The organism is Herbaspirillum sp. SJZ107 (genome assembly GCF_006715485.1).
GTDB lineage: Bacteria > Pseudomonadota > Gammaproteobacteria > Burkholderiales > Burkholderiaceae_D > Telluria.
In genome coordinates this window covers 1,769,129-1,789,672 of record NZ_VFNH01000002.1, presented here as the reverse complement: position 1 = coordinate 1,789,672, position 20,544 = coordinate 1,769,129, and the positions used below count along the sequence as shown (strand labels likewise).

Here is a 20,544-nt window from a genome sequence, read left to right as displayed (position 1 = left end):
TTCTCGCCGGCGATGCCGTCAGCCTGCATGGCGCCACCGGCCAGTTCGCCGACAAGAACGCCGGCACCGGCAAGAGCGTGTCCATTGCCGGCGCCATGCTGGCGGGAACCGATGCCGGCAACTATGTCCTGGGCGGCGCGAACGATCTGCAGGCATCGATCACGCCGCGCGCGATCACGCTGGCCGGCGTCACGGCGCTGGACAAGGTCTACGACGGCACCCGCGCCGCGACCGTTTCCGGCAGCCTGGCCGGCGTCCTCGCCGGCGACGCCGTCAGCGTCGGCGGCGCCAGCGCGCAGTTCGCCGACAAGAACGCCGGGAGCGGCAAGACCGTGTCCATTTCCGATGCGACGCTGGCCGGTGCCGACGCCCCCAACTACGCCGTGGGCGGCAGCGCCACCGTGCAAGCCGCGATCACGCCGCGCCCGCTCACGCTCACCGGCGTGACGGCCCTCGACAAGGTCTACGACGGGACCCGGACGGCCATCGTGTCCGCCTCGATCGCAGGGGCACTGCCCGGCGACACGGTGTCGCTGGACACCGCCGGCCAGTTCGACACCAAGAACGTCGGTGCCGCCAAGACCGTTGCGGTCACCGGCGCGCTCGGCGGCGCCGATGCGATGAACTACACCGTGTCCCTGCCCTCGTCCACCGCCGCCGCCGTGACCGCGCGTCCGCTGGAGATCGTGTTGAGCGGCGACGTGCGCAAGGAATACGATGCGACCTTGCAGGCCAGCCTGGCACCTGACGCGTTCCGCCTGGATGGCGTCGTCGCAGGCGACACCGTAACGGTTCGCGGTCCCGCGCAGGGCAGCTTCGCGACCCCGGACGTTGGCCGGAACAAGCGCGTCAGCGCCAGCGGCGCATTCGATATCGGCGGCGCCGATGCCGCCAACTACCGCGTCGGGGCGGCAGAGCTGACAGGAAGTGCGCGCACCGTCCAGGCCACCGCCACCGGCAATGTCGGCACAATCACACCTGCGACGCTGGTCTACCAGGCAGCTCCCGCAAGCAGCCTGGGCGGCCTGGTCATCGGTTCGCTCGGCGGCTCGGTAACGGGATTCAAAGGCGGCGACACGCTCGCCAGCGCCACAGCCGGCACCCTGCAGTGGGATAGCGCGGCCACGCCCGCGTCTGCACCAGGCACCTACGCCGTGTATGGCAGCGGCCTGTCGGCTGCGAACTACCAGTTCGTCCAGGCTGCCGGCAATGCCACGGCACTCGAACTCAAGGCCAGCCTCCCCGCAAATGCGCCCCAGCAGCGCGCACAGGACGAAAGCGCCCAGGCAATCAACGTCGCGGTGCAGGCCGCGGTCCCGGTCACCGTTTCCGTGGCGACCGCCCAGGCAGTGAGCAGTGCCGTGTTCGACCGCTCCACCGTGGCGCCTGCAAAGATGTTCACTGCGGTCCGGATCGAATCGATGAACCAGGACGAACTGGGCCGCCTGATCGCGTACCGGAAGGATTTCAAGCGCAAGCTGTTCGCCGACGCGATCTACAAGCTCGAGATCGACCCGAGCCTGGCCGATGTGCGCCCCTGCAACACGGCCGCCGAGGCTGCGTCCGGCACATGCCGCATCACGCCCGCCCAGGTCGCCGCGCTCCAGGCCACGGCCGCGCAGACGGCGGCACCCGCCACCGGCGCCACCGCGCCGCAGGGCGCCAGGACCAGGGTGGTGAACTTGCCCAGGATCGAACGCAAGATTGCTGTCCTGTTCGGCATCAACGACTACGCCGACAAGGACATTCCGCAGCTGGAAAATGCCGTGCCTGACGCGGATGGGATGGGAAAAGTGTTTGCCGATAAACTCGGCTATGAAGTGCGTGTGGTACGCAACGCGGACAAGGCCACGATCGTCCGGACGCTGAACGCACTGGCGGCGGAAGCCGGCAGCGCGGACAGCGTCGCCATCTACTACGCCGGACACGGTTTATCGATGAACAAGAACGCTCCCGGCTACTGGCTTGCGGCGGATGCTTCGGTCACCGATCCCAAGAGCTGGATTTCCAACGCCGACATCACCCACCTGCTGTCGGGCATACGCTCGAAACAGGTGACGCTCATTTCGGACAGCTGCTACTCCGGCGCCTTCGCGCGCGAGGGCCTGGGTGCCATCGGGCAGCACGTGGCAGCCGACGATGTGCTGGCGAAGCGATCCGTTGTCGTGCTCTCCTCGGGCGGCGACGAGCCGGTGCCCGACGCGGGCAAGGACGGTCACTCGATCTTTACCTGGTACCTGATGCAGGTGATCGGCTCGGTCACCGACTGGAAGCAAGGCAGCGCCATCTTTTCGGAGGTGCAGGCCCGGGTCAAGAAAGAGTTTCCGCAGACGCCCACATATGGGTCGTTGACTGTGGCGGGGCACCAGGCTGGCGGAGATTACCTGTTCGAGTCGAGATCGAATTGACATCGGTGGACTGGCAGCGATTCACCTTGACAAAACGTTGCGCATTAGATCAGCATCGGCAGGATTAGCAAGATGGGCTACCCGTCCAGCCGACATCTTCGCGTCGACCACCACTTTACGGTGCCGCACTGCGTGTTCTGCGCGATCGTTCCACTACAATCGCGGCAGTGCTGCGCAGTGGAGAGCCCCGCAGCGACCGTCGCTGTTTTCGAATTGGAGGCACCAGCATGATCAGTTCCACTGAATGGCTACGCCGAACCAAAGTATGGAACAGATCTCGAAGCCCCCAGCTTAAGCAGATCGACAAGTTGCTGCTTGACTATGTGGCTGGCAGCGATCTGCGCCCGCTCCGCGCTGCGGTGGCAGCGTGGACACTCAAGGAAGGCGTCAACTGGCGTGCGTCCAAACGCAACGCCGATCGCGCCGTGGAGGAGTTGCTCGCCGAGATAACGCCGGCTGGCCAGACCCCCATGCCAGCACAAAGCTTTGTGACCGACGATGGTGCTTCAGGCACCAAGTCCAAGTACAAGACAATAGGCATGCTGAGAAATGGCGGGTATGAAAAAGATAGGAATGATCTACTTGCTGACTGCCGGGGCGTTCCCTATCTGCTGACGCAACCTCAAGCGGCCCTGGAACCGTCCCCGGGGGGCAAGCGGCAGGCAATACCCCAGCGGGGAACGCTGATAGGCAGTCGCGACGAGTATCTGGTCACCGTAGGAAACGCAAATCTCCTGCGCCAAGGCAATGTGCTACTCGATACCGAAGCCGGTCCTCAGAATAGTTTTATCTTCGTGATGAGTGGTGCAGGCGAAATATATTCGGCAAGCAAATCTGTTGTGCAGCATCACTCAGCGTTTCTCGCTGGCGGTCCAGTCGCGGCCGCTGGCTGGTGGAAAATCGTTAAAGGAAGAGTGATTTATATCAGTAATTCCAGCGGACATTATCAGCCGCCGCTAGATTACACTCAACAGGTGCTTAAGGAACTCAAGCGGCGCAACGTCAATATTGATGGGGTCGAAACGAGATGGACCGGGGTCGATTCGGTTGCAACGGCAAGATATTTTTCGAATCGAAATACTACGTTCCAACGCATTGTTCCGACAGGGGTCAAGAAATCGGCGTTCTAGGATCCAGGCAGCCGAGGAAAATAAAGCTTATTGCGCAAAGTATTTCGGCAGCGTTTGCGCTGCCCTTGCCAGCGCGATGCCGGCGCGCTGGGCCACTTGCACGACAGCGAAGCTCGGCGGCCTGGGTCCGATGGAATATCGACTCAGGCACGCACTGCCGTCCCCTGCTCACTGCTTCGTATTGCTCACAAAAGCAATCCGCTTCCCATCCGGCGACCAGCTCGGCACGTTGAAACTCCCCTGCCCCCCATACAAGTAGGCGATCACCCGCGGCTCGCCGCCGTCGACCGGCATCTCGCGCAGGTAGACGTGGCGGTAGAACGGGTGATCGTAGGGGTCGACATCGTCCATGAAGGTGATGAACACGATCTTCTTCCCGTCCGGCGACACGTGCGGGAACCAGTTGTTGTAACGGTCGAAGGTCAGCTGGACCGGGTTCTTGCCATCCGCGGACATGCGCCATAGCTGCATCAGCCCGGTGCGATTCGAATTGAAGTAGATGCTCTTGCCGTCCGGGCTGTATTCGGCGCCGTCGTCCAGTGCCGGCGTCTTCGTGAGCTGGGTTTCCTTTTTCGTCGCGATGTCGATCGCGTACAGGTTCAGCACCTTCGGCTGCTGCGCGCGCATGGCCGGGTCGCGCTGGCCGGTGAAGATCATGCGGGTGTCGTCGGGCGTGAAGCCGTGCAGGTAGGAGTGGCCCTGGTCGGTGTCGGTGATCAGCGTCGCCTTGTCGCTGCCTTCGATGGGCACCGTGTAGATCGTCGAATAATTGCTGCCGTCCGGGCGCTTCACGTGGCTGGACAGGCCGAGCAGCTTGCCGTTCCAGGACAGCACGTGGTCATTGTTGTTGTTGGTGGCGATGCCGGTCCTGATGACGGCCGTCTTGCCGCTCGCGATATCGAAGCGGTGCATGAGGCCCTTCGCGTTGTAGATGAGGGCACGGCCATCGCGCGTCCAGTTCGGCGCCTGCAGCGAATCCGGCGAGCGCAGCACGATGCGGCGATTGTGCGTGTCCAGGTCCATGATCTCGATGTCGCTGCCGAGATAGTCGCGGTAGGGTACGAGGCCCTTCCAGGCCGGCACGACGATGCGCACGTTCGAAGCGGTGACGGTCTCGTAGGCGTCGGGATTGTGCGCGGTGACGGCCAGCCCCACGTAGACCTTGTCGCCGAGCTTCACGTGCGACACGCTGGTCACCTGGAACGGTTCGCCGAAATGCGCAGCACTCATGATGAAAACGTCGCCGCGGCGCTCCAGCTGGATGACGTCCGGGGCATTGACGCCCATGCGGTATTCCTCCGTGTCGGCGCCGTCCTTCTCCCGGAACTGCAGCGACGCGAGACCGTCGCCATGGACGGCCGCCACCACGTGCGCCGCGCTGTTCGACAGGTTGGCGCGCACGTCCCAGCCGATCTTGCGGTGCGGGTCTGCGCCCTTGCCCTCGAACGCGACGCGCGCGGTCACGATGAAGTCGCCCTGCATCTGGTTGTACGCGTAATGCATCTGGTCGTCGGCGAACCAGGTGTTCTTGCCGGACGCGCTGATGCGGTATTGCTGGAGCTTGTCGTCGTAGCCCGCGGCGCCGGTGCGCTTGACGGCGCCGATGTCCTGGTGGGCGGCGAACTGGCCGATGGATTCGGCCGAGGCCAGTCCGGCGACCAGCAGCGCGCCGGTCGCGACGAGCGCGGAAAGGGGTATTGGCATTGCGTCTCCGTGGTTTGGGTAAGAGGCAATCGTAGAACGAATTCGGCAATGTGGATGCCGCTTGCCGATTTCATTACAAACTCATCCGATTTCCTGACACTTTGGCGCCTCGGCCGGCGCTAGAATGTTCCCAGCCTGTCACAACAACCATAACGCGAGGAGACACATGAGCAGCGACACCAGGACCTATTCCCGCAGACGATTCCTCGGACAGGCAGGCGGCGCCCTGCTGGCGTCCGCCCTGCCCTATGCCGCGCTCGCGCAAAATCGCTCCGCCAACGACCAGATCCAGGTCGCCGCGATCGGCATGGGCATCATGGGTTTCAATAATTGCGCCACGACGGTCAAGGTACCCGGCGTGAAACTGGTCGCGGCCTGCGACCTCTACACGGGGCACCTGAAACGTGCGAAGGAAGTCTACGGCAACGACCTGGTGACGACCCCGCACTTCGAAAACATCCTCGACAACAAATCGATCGATGCGGTCATCATTTCGACGACCGACCATTGGCACGACAAGATCGCCATCGCAGCCATGAAGAAAGGCAAGGCCGTGTATTGCGAGAAGCCGATGGTGCACAGGCTGGAACAAGGCCTGCCGATGATCGCGGCCCAACAGCAGACGGGCGCCATTTGCCAGGTCGGCAGCCAGCGCGTCAGCTCGGCCACCTACTTGAAAGCGAAGGAATTGTACGAGGCGGGCGCCATCGGCCAGCTGGTCATGGCGGAAGCGTTCTGGGACCGCCAATCGGCAAACGGCGCCTGGCAATACTCGATTCCGCGCGACGCATCACCACAGACGGTCGATTGGAATCGCTTCCTCGGCGACGCGCCGCGCCGCGCGTTCGACGCCGAACGCTTTTTCCACTGGCGGAACTACCAGGATTACGGCACCGGCATCGCCGGCGACCTCTTCGTGCACCTGTTCTCGGGCCTGCACCTGATTACCAGCTCGCTCGGACCGACGCGCATCTACACGTCCGGCGGCACGCGCTACTGGAAGGATGGCCGCGACGTGCCGGACGTGATGGCCGGCGTTTACGACTATCCGGCGACCGATAGATCCGGCCCGTTCAACCTGCAGGTGCGCGTGAATTTCATCGATGGCGGCGGTGGCGGCGAACAGATTGCACTGGTCGGCACCGAGGGAAAGATGATCGTGCGCGGCAGTTCGGTGGAGGTCATGCGCAGCAAGATGGCGCAGGCGCCGGGCTTCGGCAGCTGGGACAGCTACGCCACCTTCGACAAGCAGAACCAGGAAGATTTCAAGGCCTGGTACGAGCAGCACTACGCCGGCCAGACATCGAAGAACGAGACCAGCCGTTCGGAATGGAAGGCGCCGGCCGGCTACAGCGACCATTTCGACCACCACGCCAATTTCTACAATGCGATCCGCACCGGCGGCAAGGTGAAGGAGGATGCAGTCTTCGGTTTCCGCGCGGCCGCCGCAGGGCTGGCGTCGAACAAAAGCCTGTTCGAGCAGAAGATCGTGTTATGGGATCCGGTGAACATGAAGCTGGCGGGTTGACGACACCGCAGCATCAGAACCGCGGCGTCGAAGCCTGCACGCCCACCATGCCTGGTGGGCGCACTACACTGCCCGGATGCGCTACTGATTGGCCGTTTCCAGCTCCCGCACCCACATATTCCTGAAGCTGACCAGATGCCGGTGGTCCTGCAGCTTGATCGGCGCACGCCCGTGCTTCGTGTACGACGGCTTGCCGATGTACACGGTCTCCCCGCGCAGCGCCACGTGATTCTGTACCAGCACGCCGTTGTGCAGCGCCGTCACGTACGCGGGTGACGCCAGCGAGCCGTCGGCGGCAAAGCGCGGCGCCTTCCAGATCACGTCATACGTCTGCCATTCCCCGGCGCCCGCGCACGCGTTCACCAGCGGGATCGACTGCTTGTAGATGCTGGCCGCCTGTCCGTTCACGTAGGTCTTGTTGTTCACGCAGTCCAGGATCTGGAGTTCGTAGCCGCGGTCGTTCGCGCCGGTGGAGGCAAGGAACAAACCGCTGTTGCCGCGGTCCTGGCCGGTGCCCTTGATGTCGGCCGGGATGCGCCATTCCAGGTGCAACTGGTAATCGCCGAACTGGCGGCGGGTCTGGATGTTGCCGCTGCCAGGGCGAACGGTGAAGACGCCGTCGGCGACGGTCCAGGGGGCGGGTTTGTCGGGCGCGGCGGTCGACACCCACTCGTTCAGGTTGGCGCCATCGAACAGCAGCACCGCATCCGACGGCGCGCGCGTGGCCGTGGCCGGGGTCACACGCGTCGGCTCCTGAGTCCAGACCTCGGTCTCCTCTGGTTTGGTTTGTGCTTGAGCAGCGGTGGAACACAGCAACATGGCCAACAGGCCGGCTGTGCGGGTTCGATGGGTGAAGGTCATTCGCAAGTCTCCTTTTATTTTTTGAAATTCATTACAACATGATATAAATCACGGATGCAAGCAAAGTCGATCTCAACATTTCGTCTGGATGTGTTTCTACTGAACTCGTAGCGATTCAAATTCCAGTTTTGGATCTCCATGCGAATGCACATGCAGCGGCCTGCCAAGCCGCTGGGTTCCACCTCTCACTAAGGCTCAGTCGAGGTCAAATTAAATTTTCGGGATAGGCATTGGCTGCAAACGGAACGGGCCTCACTTCCTGATGGAAATTGCAGACCCAGTTGAGGCCATCAAGTTCCAAATGGACCGGAAGGGCCTCACCGTCAAGGATGTCGAGCCGATGATTGGCCGATCCGACCGAGTCTACGAGGTGCTGCACGGTATTCGTCCTCTGACACCCCCTATGATCTGGAAGCTGCACAAAGGACTTGGTATACCTGCTGAAGCGCTTACTCAACCGCCCAAGGCACTGCCTCTGTTTAACTGGGCACACGAAAGGCGGGGCGGTTCAAACAGTACAAACAAGTGCATCCGCTCGATCGAAGCGAATCTGCCGGCGTTCTGTAACAGACATAAGGCGCCCTGTCAGGAGCAAAGAACACCCAGCGCTAGCTTGACCCGCTAAACGAGCGCGGCGCCGTTTGACCCGCGCGGTGCTTCACCCGCTTGACTTCGCGGTTCCGCAGTACGAACTGTGCATTTGCGCGTTAAAGCCCGGCAGCGCCCAGTTACAGCGGCCCGTGGATACGATCAGGACGACGCGGGATCGGAGGAGTGAGCGCCGTGCGGAACCGATCAGCAAAAAGATATCCGTGGGCGCGCTAACCGGGGCTGCAAACGACGCCTCACTCGCTGCGCAAAATTGTGCGGTAAAGCCATCTGAACACGTAGACCGACAAGGGCAGACCGGCAAGCAGCACATAGCGGGCGCTGCCTTGAAGCCGCGGGTCGCTTTCGGTTGCGAGCGCAAGCAGTAGCATCAGCCCAGCACATAGATGGGTAAAAACGGTGGCTTTCGAGGGGGCGCTCGCCCACCTCTGCAGAGCGAGGTAAATCAGGTCGCCGGCAGAGAACAGGAACGAGACAGCCGCCGGCATCAGGAGCGCCATGCCAACCGTCTGCCACACCGACCCGACTGGACTGGCGCCGAAGATCAGCAGCCCGACCAGGCCGGCGAGTCCAGCCAACAGTAAATTTTTGAGCAGTGCGCGCATCGGAACAGCTCCTTTCGCAATACGATCGTCAGCCGCACGCGGCTACTAACTACGCGCGGCCCATCGCAGGCCTACAGCCCCGTGCGACCGGCCCACGGCTACCTGCTTAGTTTAGCCCCATCGGCACCCATGATCGATGTAGTCGCGCAGCATGCCGCGCAGTAAATCGCCACTCGATCCATAGACACTTAGAAGTCCCAATACTTGTGACTGGTCAGCGTTTAGAGTCGTGGGAAATCAACTGAATGCAGCGCGCCTCGAGCACAATGCCAGTGGAATAAGACCGTTATGAGTCGTTGCGGCGAATCTCGCTAACACGAACTAAAAGGAGCATCTCCTGATTTAGTAGCAACGTGTACTCGATAAAAATATAGATGGAGGCGAGGACGGGAGTCGAACCCGTCTAGACGGCTTTGCAGGCCGTTTTAGCATTTACGAATCAAAGAGTTAGGTCAGAACCACAGTTTAGCGCCACATGAGCTAGGCACCCTTCCCTTCTTTCCTTGCCTCCCGTTCGATCAATTACCCATACGGTTTCGTTTTCGTGAAGTTAGTCGGCAGGTACGAGCAGTACGACGCCATCGATGCATAACGATCAAGAACCTCATGGACAGCAACCGATCGGTACCGAAGCGGTCTATCGAAAACCGCTCGCCCGGCGTCGCCGCACGGCGTATGATGAATCGCGCCGGCGTGCGGTGGAGGCAAAACGCTGCCTCGGACGCTTGATGCCGGCCTCCGATCCTTTGTCAGGGGTATCGATGCACATCAACGAGCGCCAACGGCGCAATGACGAGCCGACGGCCAACGCCGTCGCGCGCGGACTGAACATCCTGGAAGTGCGCGACGCCGGCCTCGCCCGGCAATACATGGAACACAAGAACGTTCCAGATCATGTGATCGTCCGTGTGCTGGCGCATCCGGCATTGCGCCGCCGGGAGAGCGCCGGGCAGTCGGTGTCGGAAGCGATCACGCCGACCGGACCGGACGGCTCTTGACACCGCAATCCCTGCCAAACCGTCAATGGAGCGTCGTCGATGACTCGAAACACCGAAACCGATGCGGAAGTCCGGCAATTGCGCACCCTCCTCACCATGTCGCGCGAACTGATGCAAGCCGACGCGCCGTTGGCGGCACTGGCGCTGACCGGCCGTGCCATGGCCGAGCTCACTCGGTTCGACGGTGCCATGCTGCTGGTCCGCGGCGAGGTCGACGAGTTGATCGGTTTCAACCGTCACGGCCAGCCGCACAGGGCCGACCGCAGCCACGCCTGGTATCGCATCGCGCTGGAGAAGCTGGAGGGTGGGTCCGGCGCCGCCGCCAGGCCGGCGCCCGGCATGCTGCTGCTGGGTGTGCCGGCCCATGACTGCATGGCCGTGCTCGCCGCTGGCTGGACAGACGACGTTCACCACCCGGCATGGGCCACGCGGCAGCGTCTGCTCGAGACCATTCTCGAATTATCCGTGGCGACACTGGGCCGGATCTCGACCCGCACCTCACTCGAGGATCTGGTGTCCACGCAGTACGAGCAGATGGCCGGTACGGCCCAGGCGCATGCCGACGAGCTGGCGCGCCGTGACGAAGATGAACGCACCATCCGCGCCCTCGCCCTGACCGATGTCCTGACGGGCTTGAACAACCGGCGTGGTTTCTTCGTGCAGGCGGAGCACCTGTTCAAACTGGCCAGGCGCAGGCATGCCGGCTGCGCCGTGATCTACGCGGACATCGACGGCCTCAAACTGGTGAACGACCAGCTCGGGCACGAAACCGGCGACAACCTGATCCGCGATGCCGCCGCCGTATTGCGCGAGTCGCTGCGCGACACCGACGTGCTGGCCCGTTTGGGGGGCGATGAGTTCGTCGCGTTCGTCCTCGACGATGCGCATCCGCGCACCATCCTGGCAAGGCTGAAGGACAACCTGCGTGCATTCAACCTGATGCAGGAGCGCACGTACCCGCTTGCGATCAGCGCCGGCGCCGTGCAATGCGATACCGACGACGGCAGACCCCTGCTCGCCTACGTGCAGTTGGCCGACCGCGAGATGTACCTGCACAAGCGGCGCGGCCTGCACTAGGCAGCTGCATTCGAGGCGGCATCAGGACGCGGGAGGTGGACGAGCCTCCTCGCGGTCGGTGTCGCCGTCGAGGCGCGCCGCCGCACTCTCCTTGTCCATGCTGCCGGACAGCGACTGCCGGTCCTCCTCGTCGACTTCGGGCGGTTCGAGCATGTCCGCGATCATCGCATGGAGCTCGGCCGTGTCCCATGGCAGGCCGCTACGCTGCCTGCCATGGATGTAGTGCCTGATTTCACTGTCCTGCTCGGGGCTCAAGGGCAGGCGGCTGTAGGTATGCGCGGGTCCGGCTTCCATCGTGATGCCTCTCTGGAGATGATGTCACGCACATCGACCCTACGCGCATTTCACGGCGGCGGGCGCACGCCAGATGGAACCCGGCTCACGCGATGCCGGCCTCGCGCACCTCGGATGGCCGTGCCAGCACGGTACGCAAGGCACTCGCCAGTTCCACCCGGCCATAGGGCTTGCTCAGCAGGTTCACCCCCTCGTCCAGCCTGCCGTTGTGGATCACCGCGTTTTCCGTATAGCCGGACGTGAACAGTACACCGATGCCCGGATGCCGCAGGCGCGCCCGCTCGGCCAGGTCGGTGGCGCTGACGCCGCCCGGCATGATCACGTCGGTGAACAGCAGGTCGATACGATCCTGGCGCTCCAGCATCCGCAGTGCGGCATCGGCGCTGCCGGCCGTCAGCACCTTGTAGCCCAGGTCGCGCAGCATGGTGGCGACATTGTCGAGAATGTCCTGCTCATCGTCGACAGCCAGTACCGTTTCGGTGCCGCCCTCGATGGCGAGGCCGGGCGCCGCCTTCTTGTCCGCCACCCGCCCGTCGGTACGGGGCAACAGGATATGGATCGTCGTCCCTTCCCCGGCTTCGCTGTCGATGTCGATATGGCCGCCGCTCTGCTTGACGAAGCCATACGCCATGCTCAGGCCGAGTCCAGTCCCCTTGCCGATGCCCTTGGTCGAGAAGAAAGGCTCGAACGCGCGCGCCTTCACGTCGGCCGGCATGCCGTGGCCGGTATCCGTGAATGCCAGGTGCACGAATTCGCCCTCTTCCTTGCAGACATTGTCGACCCGGATCACAAGCGTACCGCCGGAGGGCATCGCATCGCTTGCATTCAGCGACAGGTTGAGGATGACGTTTTCCAGTTGCTGCGGGTCGACCAGCACGTTCCATACTTCCGGACAGGCGACGAAGCGCACGTCGACCTGTTCTCCCACTGCCCTTTTCAGCAGCAGGTCGATGGCCGCGAACGCGTCCGGCAGGCTGACGGCATCCGGTTGCAGCGGCTGCTTGCGCGCGAACGCCAGCAATTGCGACGACAGCTTGGCGCCGCGCCGGACGGCGGTTTGCGCCGATTCGCAACGCTGGTGCACCTTCTCGTTGGCATGCGTGAACATCCTGATGAGGTCGATGTTCCCGTTGATGATGTGCAGGACATTGTTGAAATCATGCGCCACGCCGCCGGTCAGCTTGCCGATCGCTTCGAGCTTCTGTGAGTGCATCAGAGCGGTTTGCGTGTCTTCGAGCTTCCGGGTGCGCTCGCGCACCAGGTCTTCGAGATGCTGCTGTTGCCGGCCGACTTCGCGGCGCGCGCGCCATTGTTCGGTGACGTCGCTGCCCTGGATGAAGATCGTGCCGGCCTCGTCCTCCATGCCGACATTGGGCTGGAACAGCACGTCGATATGCAGCTCATCCAAGGCGGCACCCGTCCCGCGCCGCAGTGATAGCTTCATGCCGGCGGCGACATGAGCCCTGCCCCGGCGGCGCACGTCCTCGATCAAGTCGAGGTAGCCTTGTTCCGCAAGCTCCGGCAGGGCCTGGCCGATGGGCAGGCCGACGACGGCGCGGTCACCGACCAGGCGCTGGAACGCCGCATTGACGATCTGCACACGGAGGTCCGGGCCGGCCAGCACCGCCATGAATCCGGGCGCCTGTTCGAACAGACTGAGCATGCGCGCATGCTCGCCCGCCAGGCGCTGGTTCGCCCGGGCCAGCTCGTCCGCCATGGCGGCGGCGCGCAGGTAGACGCGATTGACTTCCTTCAGGTACAGCACCAGCATGACGAGCGCCGAGAAGAGTGCGTTGAGTCGGCCGACATACCAGCCGGCCGTCAGGCGCGCGCCGCCGGCCATCGTGATCGCATTGTCGAACGCCAGCGCGACGATCGCCACGCCCAGCCAGGCGCTCATCGGCGTGGCGAAGCGGGTCGCGCGCCACAGCATGAACAGCGCCATCACGATGATGACCTGGATCAGGGGCGCATAGCCGGAACGCGTGATACGGCTGAAGTCGCCCGCCACGTCGACCACGGGCAGCCTGTCGTGGAACAGCGTCACCGCGAGCACACTGAGCGCCAGCGCGCCGGCCGTCAACGCCGCGCAAGTGCGGAAGGCGGCCATCGGGGCCGCCACCAGGCGCCCGCGCTGGCGCCATTCGGACCAGGCATAGCCGAACAACATGCCGGTCGAGCCGAGGTGCCAGAAAAACCAGAGCCAGCTCGGCGTCTGCGTACCGCCCAGCAGGCGAACGTCGTTGACGAACGCGGAGGGAAACGAGAAGAACTGCACCAGCAGGATGGCCGACGTGTACACGCAGCCGCCCCACAGGTACAACAGCGCATGCAGGCGGGTCTGCCTGAAGTAGCCGTAGATCAGGTAGGCGACGATGGCGTAGCTGACGACGGTGGTCGCCTGATAGACCGGCAGGAACGAGGCGACGCCCGGCCATTGATTGGACGCGACAGGCATGAGCGCCATGGTGGACAAGGCGATCGCGAGCGCCGTCATGAGCGCCGTGCGCTGGAAAGCCGCCATTCGCGGCGCGATGCGGCCGCTGTCGGCCCGGGCCGGGAATATCCTGTCGTTCATGATCGCGTCTTTCGTAAGCCCAGGCATGCGCGCGCCATGCACGAGCGTAGCGGCCGGTAGGACGACTAGGATACCTTAATTCACCATTGCCAAGATGAATCGATTCCCACGCTTGCGATCCGCTCGAAGAGCGGCGGCGGTCAACTACGCGCGGATGACTTGCGCCGTGTCCGCGAACGGCTGGTACGGCTCTTGCGCCGGGATGCCGACCGGCGCGGCGGCTTGTGCGCGGCCTTGGTTTCGCCGCTGGCACGGCGCTGCTTGTTGACGATCCGCGCCGCGACTTCCTCTTCGCGTCCGGCGTAGCGCTTTTCTTTCTTGAACTTGCGTTCCAGTTTCCTGGCTTCGCTCTCGCGTCTTGGGCTGGCTCCCCTTGGCATCGCCTTCTCCTGTTCGGTTCGACAGCGTCATCTTAACGACGTGGACGCGGCAACGGCGCACGCAAAGACGCGCTCGCGAACCAGGCGCCTGCCGTGACGCGCGGCGCCTCTGGTGACGTTTGCCGAACCGTCATTGGCCAGCGATATGCACGCTGTCGATGTCGAGCATGGAGAACGTAAAGCAGACCTTGCCTTCCAGCGAGGTCACTTCGATCTTGCCGCGGTGGGAGCGGGCAATTTCGGCGACGATGTAAAGGCCGAGTCCCAGGCCCTGGTGGGATGTGCTGGACGAGGAGCGCCAGAAAGGCTTGAACAGCTGCTGGACCACGACCGGCGGCAAGGGGTCGCCATCGTTGGTCACCGCCATGATGAATTTCTTGCCCGAACAGGTGATCAGCACATGCACGGGCCTATTGGCGGCACCATGCACGATGGAATTCTTGACGAGATTCGACAACATCTGGCAAAGCCGGCCAGCATCGCATCGCACACTGATATCGGGCTGGATGATCGCCACGATGTCGGCATCCGGGTGAACTTCGCGCAACTCGGCGATCACCTGGCCGAATTGCACGTCGAGCCCGCGCTCATGCTGAAAATTCAAGGAAATACCGCCGCCCATGCGGCCACGCGTGAAATCCACGAGATCGTCGACCAGGGCCGACATCCGCCCTATGCTGCGCCGCATGCGCTGCAGAATTGGCGCGACCGCCGGATCGCCAGCCTTCAGCGCGAGCAATTCGACGCCGTTCTGCACCGCGCCAAGCGGCGTGCGCAAATCGTGCCCGAGCACGGCGATGAACTGTTCGCGCAACTCCGCTGTTTCGCGCTCGGATGTCAGATCGGTCTGGGTGGCGGCATGGATGCGCTCGGCTTCCAGCTGTGCCGAGATCAGCTCTGCGAACAGCTCGAGCGTCGACACCATGGCCGGTGCCGATAGCTTCATCGGCTTCGGATCGATGCCGCACAGCGTGCCGAAATAGCTGCCGTCGCGCCGCAGGATCGGTATCGAAAAATAACTCTGGAATCCATAAATGCGCGGCGTATGGTGATGGCGATATTCTTCGCTGACTTCCACATGATCGATGACAATGCTGTGCCGGGTACTGCGGACTTCCTCGCACAAGGTCGTGGTCACGTCGAGACCGTCGCCGACCTTCAGTCCGAAATCCAGCTTGTCCCACACGGCGCAAGCTGTCCATGAGTGCTCGGCGACGTGGGCGATCGCGACGAAACCGAGGCCGGTGAGCGAAGCCACCGTTTCCAGGATCTTGGCACCGTGCCGATGGCCTCGATTTCGCGCACGTAGGTCATTACACCGGGGTTCATGGCGGGTCAGCATCTCGAATTTCGATGGGTCAGCATCATAACATCAGGCGGCAAGCGCAAGGGCGATATGGAGCGGCCGGCATTCAGTCCGGCACCACGTCCTGCACCACCGGCAAGCTGAACCTCAAACTGGTCCCCTCGCCATCACCTCCATCCAGTATGGACGTCCCCGGTCGGCCGGGTGCCGTTAAAGATGACTTCCGGTCAGGCGGGTGGGAGCCCAAGTCCCGGTTCGTGCCGGGCGTAATCGAGCGCGGCGGACAGCAGGTCATAACGATACGGACCATAAAAATAGTAGCCACCCTCGAAGACGACACCATGCGCTGCCATCCGAAGCCGCTCTTCCGGTGTCGGTCCGGCCCATTGTTTCCAGTTGCGTGGCGCCGGATCCTCGCGAAAGCCGGGCCTGGCCCGTGCCACCCTGGCATAGTCGAGCGCGTCGGCAAGCCGGTCGTAACTGTATTGCTCATAGTGGTAGACGCGTCCGTCGAACGAGATACCGAAAGCCGCCGCCTCGGGCGGTAGAACGGGTGATGTATCCATGATGATGTCCTCGGGTTGGATCGAAGGGCACAGCGAAATCTCATCCCGGGCCGCACGATGATTCCGCGGATGCCGGTTGCGCCGCCATCATGCGGCCGGCTGGCCGCCATGCGAAGCCTTGCTTGCCCGGCGCTCGGGCTGCTTGCGGCGTTCCGACCGCATGCCGGAGCCCGGGTCTTGGCCGCCATTTTGCGGGCCGGCATGATCCGGCCACACAGGTGCGGTACCGGACGCTTGCTCCTCATCCCGCTGTGCCGCATGGACCGGGTCCACATGCGTATCCGCGGCCTGCGTGGCGCTGTCCCGCTCGTGGACCGGCAGCGTGTCCGATGCCGCCTCGGCGCCGCCGGCGACAGCACCGGGCACACCGTCGGCACTCGCGCTTGCCAGCATGCTCTGCCCGACGCTGAGTGACTTTTCGACCATGGTCTGACCGAGTCTGACGTTGGCGTCGCAGACGCTCCGGACGGATCCCAGGAGCGAACCGGAAACAGCATTCAAGAGGGCGAACTGGGAATCGACATAGGATCGAAAAGCTGGATCGGACTGAGAAAATTGATACATGGCGTACCTCCTCGGAATTGCGCCGCAGGATATGCGGTCACGTGGAAATTGCCTTACGGAGCGCTTGACGGACCAGAGAAGCAGCAGTTGGCTGCCCGAGCGTTGACTGCCCGAGCGTTGACTGCAAAGGGGTCGTTCGAACAAGCGCCATTGTGCGCTTATCGTCGCGTGCACGGGACGGAATGGTAAAAATATTCACGCCTGATAAACTTCGGAAATCTCCCGAACGCAATGCCTGGCCGGACGCGAGTGCGGGAGCCGCATGCCGCCCGCCGTCCATGTCGGTATTTCAAGTAAGATGACTGTCTGCGCATCTGGCGCGGCGCGGCATTTTTCGAGAACGGCGACCATGTACTACGGTGAACGTTTTAACAGCATCACCCATGCCGCCGGCGCGTGCCTGGCAGTGGCCGGCGGTGCCGTTCTGATCACGGTCGCCGCGCGCGACGGCGACCCCTGGAAAATCACCAGTTTCAGCATCTATACATCGATGCTGCTGATCCTGTATCTCACGTCGAGCCTGTACCACAGCGTGCGCGGCCTGGCCAAGAACGTGCTGCGCAAGATGGACCATTGCGCGATCTATCTTCTGATCGCCGGAAGCTATACGCCGTTCACCCTCGTGACGCTGCGCGGCGCCTGGGGTTGGTCGATGTTCGGTGTCGTGTGGTCGCTGGCGCTGCTGGGCATTTTCCAGGAAATCTTGTACGCCAAAGGCAGGCGTGGCCTGTCCCTCGTCATTTACATGATGATGGGCTGGCTCGCGGTACTTGGCATCCGGCCCTTGCTCGCGGCCCTCGGCTGGGACGGTTTCGGCTGGCTTGCGGCGGGCGGCATGCTATACACGGGCGGCATCGCTTTCTATGCCACCGACCACAAGGTACGACATGGCCACGGCATCTGGCATTTGTTCGTCCTGGGCGGCAGCATCTGCCATTACGTCGCAGTCCTGTGTTACGTCGCCTGAGCGGCCCGCTCGCGAGTGTCCGGAAAGCTGTTGATCGCTTACCTCAGCATGGACCGCACCAGCGCGCACGCCTGTATGTGCTGGATGAAAAGCTTGTATTCGACAGGCTTCGTCAAGTGCACGTCGAACCCGGCGTTGTCGATCTCCCCCATCGACGCGGGGTCGCACCAGCCTGTGACAGCAATCAAAAAAATGTTCTTGAGCTGCTGGTCCCGACGGATGCTTCGCGCGAACGACAAGCCGGGTTTCGGCATTTGTCCGACGTCGGTGGAAATCACATGCGGCATGAATTCGCCGGCGATGTCCAGTCCTGCGTGATGATCCGGCGCGGCTCTTACCTGCCAGAATGGATTCGAATGCTTCGCCATCACCAGAAAACAGTCGAGCACGAATTCATCGTCATCGATGAAAAGCACCCGCAACGGCGCCGGCTGGGTCACCACTGCCCTCCCGCCATGCCGGACTCCAAGGCGTGGCCGCTTGTGCGATCAGGATCGGGCACCGGCATGCTGGACAGCGGTCACGAGGGCATCGGCCAGCGTCGCCTTGGTCAACACCGTATCGAGCTCGATGCCGAGATGTACGATGGTCTGGGCGATTTGCGGACGAATGCCGCTCAGCACGCACTCTGCCCCCATCAGGCGCGCCGCCGCGATAGTTTTCAGCAAGTGCTGCGCCACCAGGGTATCCACGGTCGGTACGCCGGTGATGTCGATGATCGCGGTATGGGCGCCACTGGCGACGATTTTGTCGAGCAGGCTTTCCATCACGACCTGGGCGCGTGCACTGTCGAGCGTGCCGATGAGGGGTAGCGCGAGGATGCCGTCCCAAAGATTGATCACCGGTGTCGACAACTCCAGCAATTCCCTCTGCTGGCGGCTCACGATCAGGTCGCGGGTTCGCTGGAAGGCCTCGAGCGTGTATAGGCCCAACCGGTCGATGATCACGCTGGCGGTCCAGGAAACACGGGCCAGGGTGTACGCGTCGCCGGCGAAGTATGCGCGCAGGAGGGCGAACAGCGGCTGCTTGAGGAAAAAGATGAAGGTGGCGGTTGCCGCCGCAGTCGAACCGCCGTTGGCCCGCCCGGCAGAAATCTCGTCGAGCTGGCGCCTCGCGTCGGCCCAGGCGCGCCCGTCGACAGTGTCGAGGTCGGCAGTAGCCAGCGCCTCGGCCAGCGCGGGCATGAATCGGAAGCACTGATCACGCGACCGTTCGGCCTCGTTCGCGCCGACGCGGACCGTTGCCGCATGCCCTTCGTACCATTCCGTGCCGAGCGCATGCGCATGCTCGCGCACCAGTCCTGCAAGCAGAAGCCCATCGTTGATGGTCATGACCGATCATCCCTTTACTGTTTCAGTCCACGAAAGTCATCGCCGACCTGGGAGGCATCGGAACTCAACCACTTGAGTTCGCCACTATAGCACTCTTACAGCCGGCGGCGGGAATCCGTCATGGTATGTGGTTTAAATGACCGTTAGGTCGACATTCTCCAAGCGTCTGTAGGATAATGCTTACACATCCCTTCAACCGCGTTGCCAGCACAGGCTTTGCGCCTCCTTATGCCTCACAATGAAAGCGTATCCGCCGAGCATATGCTGCAACGCTATGCTCCGTGTCACCACTTGTTGACGGTCGCGGTGCACACCGAACTCGATGTCATCGCTTCGCGCCTGCGTGCGCGCGAGATCGCAGCACTGTGCGGTTTTCGCGGCAACGAACAGACCCGTATCGCCACCGCCGTGTCCGAGCTGGCGCGCAATGCCATGGTCCATGCGCGCGTCGGGACGGTGCGCTTCTTTCTCGGCGCCTCGCGACGGCAGCAGGCGCTGGTCATCGTGGTCGACGACCAGGGCAGCGGCATACCCGCCGCGCGCGTTCGCGCAGCGCTCAACGGCGATGCCACGCCTGCGCCTGGCGGCCTGTCGGCGGCGCGCCGCTTCATGGACGAGTTCGAGATCGTCACGAATGCAGGCGGCACCAGTATTACGTCCGCCAAGGCGTTTCCGCCGCAGTTGCCGAACCTGCCGGCCAGTGAACTCATCGATGCAGTGAACGGCCTGGCGGATCTGCCCGGCAACGTCGCCTTGTCCGAAGCAAACCAGCAAAACCGCGAACTGAGCGGTGCGCTCGCCGCCTTGCAAGCCAAGCAGAACGAACTGGTCGAGGTCAGCGCGCATCTGGAACGCACCAACCGGCAGGTCGAGGCATTGAACGTGCTGCTGAAAGAGAAGGCCGATTCGCTGGTATCGGCCGACCGCCGCAAGGACGAATTCCTGTCGATCCTGAGCCATGAACTGCGCGGGCCGCTCTCGGCGGCGGGCATGGCCGCCGGTTTGCTGGAGACCGGCGGCACTCCCGACCAGAGCGTCAGGCTTGGCCAGCTCGTCGGACGCCAGGTCAGGCACATGAGCCGCCTGGTCGAAGACCTGCTGGATGTGTCGCGCGTCAGCCGCGGGCTGGTATCGATCCGGCGCCAGGGCGTCGACATGCGCGATGTGATCGGCGCCGCCATCGAACAACTGGCTGCGTCCGCGCTGGCCAAGGACCATCGCGTGGAAACCGCCCTGCCGCCCGATGCGTGCATGGTCGAGGGCGACCGCACGCGGCTGATCCAGGTCGTCGCCAACCTGCTCGGGAATGCGATCCGGTATACACCCCGCGCGGGAATGATCGAAGTTCGCGCCGAGCGGAATGGCGCCGACCTGCTGGTGCGGGTTTCGGACAACGGCATCGGCATCCCGGACACCTTGATGCCGCACCTGTTCGACCTCTACACGCAGGCAGAACATTCGCCGGACGCGCGCGACAGTGGCCTTGGACTGGGACTTGCCCTGGTCAAGAGCCTGGTCGAGGCGCATGGCGGCAACGTGTCCGCATGCAGCGCCGGTGCCGGACACGGCAGCCGGTTCGACGTGTGGCTGCCGCTGGCGGCCGCACATGCCGGGGCCGCGGCCTGACACAGGGGGACG

At 63.2% G+C, this 20,544-nt stretch carries 18 protein-coding genes and 1 pseudogene; 8 read left to right on the top strand and 11 right to left on the bottom strand.

Annotated elements, in window-relative coordinates; all coding sequences use genetic code 11:
- The coding region (locus FBX97_RS17820) for a YDG domain-containing protein (RefSeq protein ID WP_185748629.1) at window positions 1–2,408 on the top strand (2,408 nt) is incomplete at its 5' end.
- A gap of 227 nt (window positions 2,409–2,635) precedes the next feature.
- Complete coding sequence (locus tag FBX97_RS17815; RefSeq protein WP_141834067.1) at window positions 2,636–3,538, top strand: hypothetical protein; 903 nt, start codon at window positions 2,636–2,638, stop codon at window positions 3,536–3,538.
- Window positions 3,539–3,706: 168 nt separating this feature from the next.
- Here the strand turns inward: FBX97_RS17815 and FBX97_RS17810 are convergent, their stop codons facing one another.
- Window positions 3,707–5,242 carry a TolB family protein gene (locus FBX97_RS17810; RefSeq protein WP_141834064.1) on the bottom strand — a complete coding sequence of 512 codons (1,536 nt, stop codon included), beginning with the start codon at window positions 5,240–5,242 and terminating at the stop codon, window positions 3,707–3,709.
- 166 nt (window positions 5,243–5,408) lie between these two features.
- Here FBX97_RS17810 and FBX97_RS17805 point away from each other — a divergent pair, with 166 nt between their 5' ends.
- Window positions 5,409–6,770 carry a Gfo/Idh/MocA family protein gene (locus tag FBX97_RS17805; protein WP_141834061.1) on the top strand — a complete coding sequence of 454 codons (1,362 nt, stop codon included), beginning with the start codon at window positions 5,409–5,411 and terminating at the stop codon, window positions 6,768–6,770.
- An 81-nt stretch (window positions 6,771–6,851) separates the two neighbouring features.
- On the opposite strand, the gene FBX97_RS17800 is transcribed toward FBX97_RS17805, so the two are convergent.
- Window positions 6,852–7,511: a DUF1080 domain-containing protein gene (locus FBX97_RS17800; RefSeq protein ID WP_255517511.1), complete on the bottom strand. Its 660-nt coding sequence runs from the start codon at window positions 7,509–7,511 to the stop codon at window positions 6,852–6,854.
- Window positions 7,512–7,884: 373 nt separating this feature from the next.
- Here FBX97_RS17800 and FBX97_RS30215 point away from each other — a divergent pair.
- Window positions 7,885–8,097: pseudogene (locus FBX97_RS30215) on the top strand (type II toxin-antitoxin system HigA family antitoxin); the annotation flags it as partial.
- Between the two features lie 379 nt (window positions 8,098–8,476).
- Here FBX97_RS30215 and FBX97_RS17790 read toward each other — a convergent pair.
- Window positions 8,477–8,845, bottom strand: a complete 369-nt coding sequence (locus FBX97_RS17790; protein ID WP_141834055.1) for a hypothetical protein — start codon at window positions 8,843–8,845, stop codon at window positions 8,477–8,479.
- A gap of 584 nt (window positions 8,846–9,429) precedes the next feature.
- On the opposite strand from FBX97_RS17790, the gene FBX97_RS30210 reads away from it, so the two are divergent.
- Window positions 9,430–9,843 (top strand): hypothetical protein, encoded by a 414-nt coding sequence (locus tag FBX97_RS30210; protein WP_255517510.1) that lies wholly within the window; start codon window positions 9,430–9,432, stop codon window positions 9,841–9,843.
- A 39-nt stretch (window positions 9,844–9,882) separates the two neighbouring features.
- Window positions 9,883–10,920 carry a GGDEF domain-containing protein gene (locus FBX97_RS17780; protein WP_141834052.1) on the top strand — a complete coding sequence of 346 codons (1,038 nt, stop codon included), beginning with the start codon at window positions 9,883–9,885 and terminating at the stop codon, window positions 10,918–10,920.
- Window positions 10,921–10,941: 21 nt separating this feature from the next.
- On the opposite strand, the gene FBX97_RS17775 is transcribed toward FBX97_RS17780, so the two are convergent.
- From FBX97_RS17775 to FBX97_RS17750, 6 genes are all read right to left on the bottom strand, one after another.
- Window positions 10,942–11,214 carry a hypothetical protein gene (locus tag FBX97_RS17775; protein ID WP_141834048.1) on the bottom strand — a complete coding sequence of 91 codons (273 nt, stop codon included), beginning with the start codon at window positions 11,212–11,214 and terminating at the stop codon, window positions 10,942–10,944.
- An 85-nt stretch (window positions 11,215–11,299) separates the two neighbouring features.
- Entirely contained in the window at window positions 11,300–13,792 is a 2,493-nt protein-coding gene (locus FBX97_RS17770) for an MASE4 domain-containing protein (RefSeq protein ID WP_185748628.1), read from the bottom strand.
- Between the two features lie 140 nt (window positions 13,793–13,932).
- The gene (locus tag FBX97_RS17765; protein ID WP_141834042.1) at window positions 13,933–14,172 is read right to left on the bottom strand and encodes a hypothetical protein; all 240 of its coding nucleotides are present in this window, start codon (window positions 14,170–14,172) and stop codon (window positions 13,933–13,935) included.
- A gap of 130 nt (window positions 14,173–14,302) precedes the next feature.
- Complete coding sequence (locus tag FBX97_RS17760) at window positions 14,303–15,514, bottom strand: ATP-binding protein (RefSeq protein WP_141834039.1); 1,212 nt, start codon at window positions 15,512–15,514, stop codon at window positions 14,303–14,305.
- A 191-nt stretch (window positions 15,515–15,705) separates the two neighbouring features.
- Window positions 15,706–16,044, bottom strand: a complete 339-nt coding sequence (locus FBX97_RS17755; RefSeq protein WP_141834037.1) for a hypothetical protein — start codon at window positions 16,042–16,044, stop codon at window positions 15,706–15,708.
- 87 nt (window positions 16,045–16,131) lie between these two features.
- Window positions 16,132–16,608 carry a hypothetical protein gene (locus FBX97_RS17750; RefSeq protein ID WP_141834034.1) on the bottom strand — a complete coding sequence of 159 codons (477 nt, stop codon included), beginning with the start codon at window positions 16,606–16,608 and terminating at the stop codon, window positions 16,132–16,134.
- A 349-nt stretch (window positions 16,609–16,957) separates the two neighbouring features.
- On the opposite strand from FBX97_RS17750, the gene FBX97_RS17745 reads away from it, so the two are divergent.
- Complete coding sequence (locus FBX97_RS17745; protein ID WP_141834655.1) at window positions 16,958–17,575, top strand: hemolysin III family protein; 618 nt, start codon at window positions 16,958–16,960, stop codon at window positions 17,573–17,575.
- Window positions 17,576–17,613: 38 nt separating this feature from the next.
- On the opposite strand, the gene FBX97_RS17740 is transcribed toward FBX97_RS17745, so the two are convergent.
- Window positions 17,614–18,015 (bottom strand): response regulator, encoded by a 402-nt coding sequence (locus tag FBX97_RS17740; RefSeq protein WP_185748627.1) that lies wholly within the window; start codon window positions 18,013–18,015, stop codon window positions 17,614–17,616.
- 48 nt (window positions 18,016–18,063) lie between these two features.
- A complete protein-coding gene (locus FBX97_RS17735) occupies window positions 18,064–18,906 on the bottom strand; it encodes an STAS domain-containing protein (RefSeq protein ID WP_141834027.1) in 843 nt (280 codons plus the stop codon).
- A gap of 261 nt (window positions 18,907–19,167) precedes the next feature.
- Between FBX97_RS17735 and FBX97_RS17730 the strand changes: the two genes are divergently transcribed.
- Window positions 19,168–20,532, top strand: coding sequence for a sensor histidine kinase (locus FBX97_RS17730; protein ID WP_185748626.1), 1,365 nt, complete (start codon window positions 19,168–19,170; stop codon window positions 20,530–20,532).
- Window positions 20,533–20,544: the final 12 nt, after the last annotated feature.

What these genes read in the sequence shown, in the direction of transcription:
- FBX97_RS17735 (WP_141834027.1), bottom strand. Translation starts at nt 18,906, where the DNA reads ATGACCATCAACGATGGGCTTCTGCTTGCAGGACTGGTGCGCGAGCAT.
- FBX97_RS17770 (WP_185748628.1), bottom strand. Translation starts at nt 13,792, where the DNA reads ATGAACGACAGGATATTCCCGGCCCGGGCCGACAGCGGCCGCATCGCG.
- FBX97_RS17810 (WP_141834064.1), bottom strand. Translation starts at nt 5,242, where the DNA reads ATGCCAATACCCCTTTCCGCGCTCGTCGCGACCGGCGCGCTGCTGGTC.
- FBX97_RS17755 (WP_141834037.1), bottom strand. Translation starts at nt 16,044, where the DNA reads ATGGATACATCACCCGTTCTACCGCCCGAGGCGGCGGCTTTCGGTATC.
- FBX97_RS17760 (WP_141834039.1), bottom strand. Translation starts at nt 15,514, where the DNA reads ATGCTGACCCGCCATGAACCCCGGTGTAATGACCTACGTGCGCGAAAT.
- FBX97_RS30210 (WP_255517510.1), top strand. Translation starts at nt 9,430, where the DNA reads ATGCATAACGATCAAGAACCTCATGGACAGCAACCGATCGGTACCGAA.
- FBX97_RS17750 (WP_141834034.1), bottom strand. Translation starts at nt 16,608, where the DNA reads ATGTATCAATTTTCTCAGTCCGATCCAGCTTTTCGATCCTATGTCGAT.
- FBX97_RS17775 (WP_141834048.1), bottom strand. Translation starts at nt 11,214, where the DNA reads ATGGAAGCCGGACCCGCGCATACCTACAGCCGCCTGCCCTTGAGCCCC.
- FBX97_RS17805 (WP_141834061.1), top strand. Translation starts at nt 5,409, where the DNA reads ATGAGCAGCGACACCAGGACCTATTCCCGCAGACGATTCCTCGGACAG.
- FBX97_RS17790 (WP_141834055.1), bottom strand. Translation starts at nt 8,845, where the DNA reads ATGCGCGCACTGCTCAAAAATTTACTGTTGGCTGGACTCGCCGGCCTG.
- FBX97_RS17815 (WP_141834067.1), top strand. Translation starts at nt 2,636, where the DNA reads ATGATCAGTTCCACTGAATGGCTACGCCGAACCAAAGTATGGAACAGA.
- FBX97_RS17745 (WP_141834655.1), top strand. Translation starts at nt 16,958, where the DNA reads ATGTACTACGGTGAACGTTTTAACAGCATCACCCATGCCGCCGGCGCG.
- FBX97_RS17780 (WP_141834052.1), top strand. Translation starts at nt 9,883, where the DNA reads ATGACTCGAAACACCGAAACCGATGCGGAAGTCCGGCAATTGCGCACC.
- FBX97_RS17730 (WP_185748626.1), top strand. Translation starts at nt 19,168, where the DNA reads ATGCTGCAACGCTATGCTCCGTGTCACCACTTGTTGACGGTCGCGGTG.
- FBX97_RS17765 (WP_141834042.1), bottom strand. Translation starts at nt 14,172, where the DNA reads ATGCCAAGGGGAGCCAGCCCAAGACGCGAGAGCGAAGCCAGGAAACTG.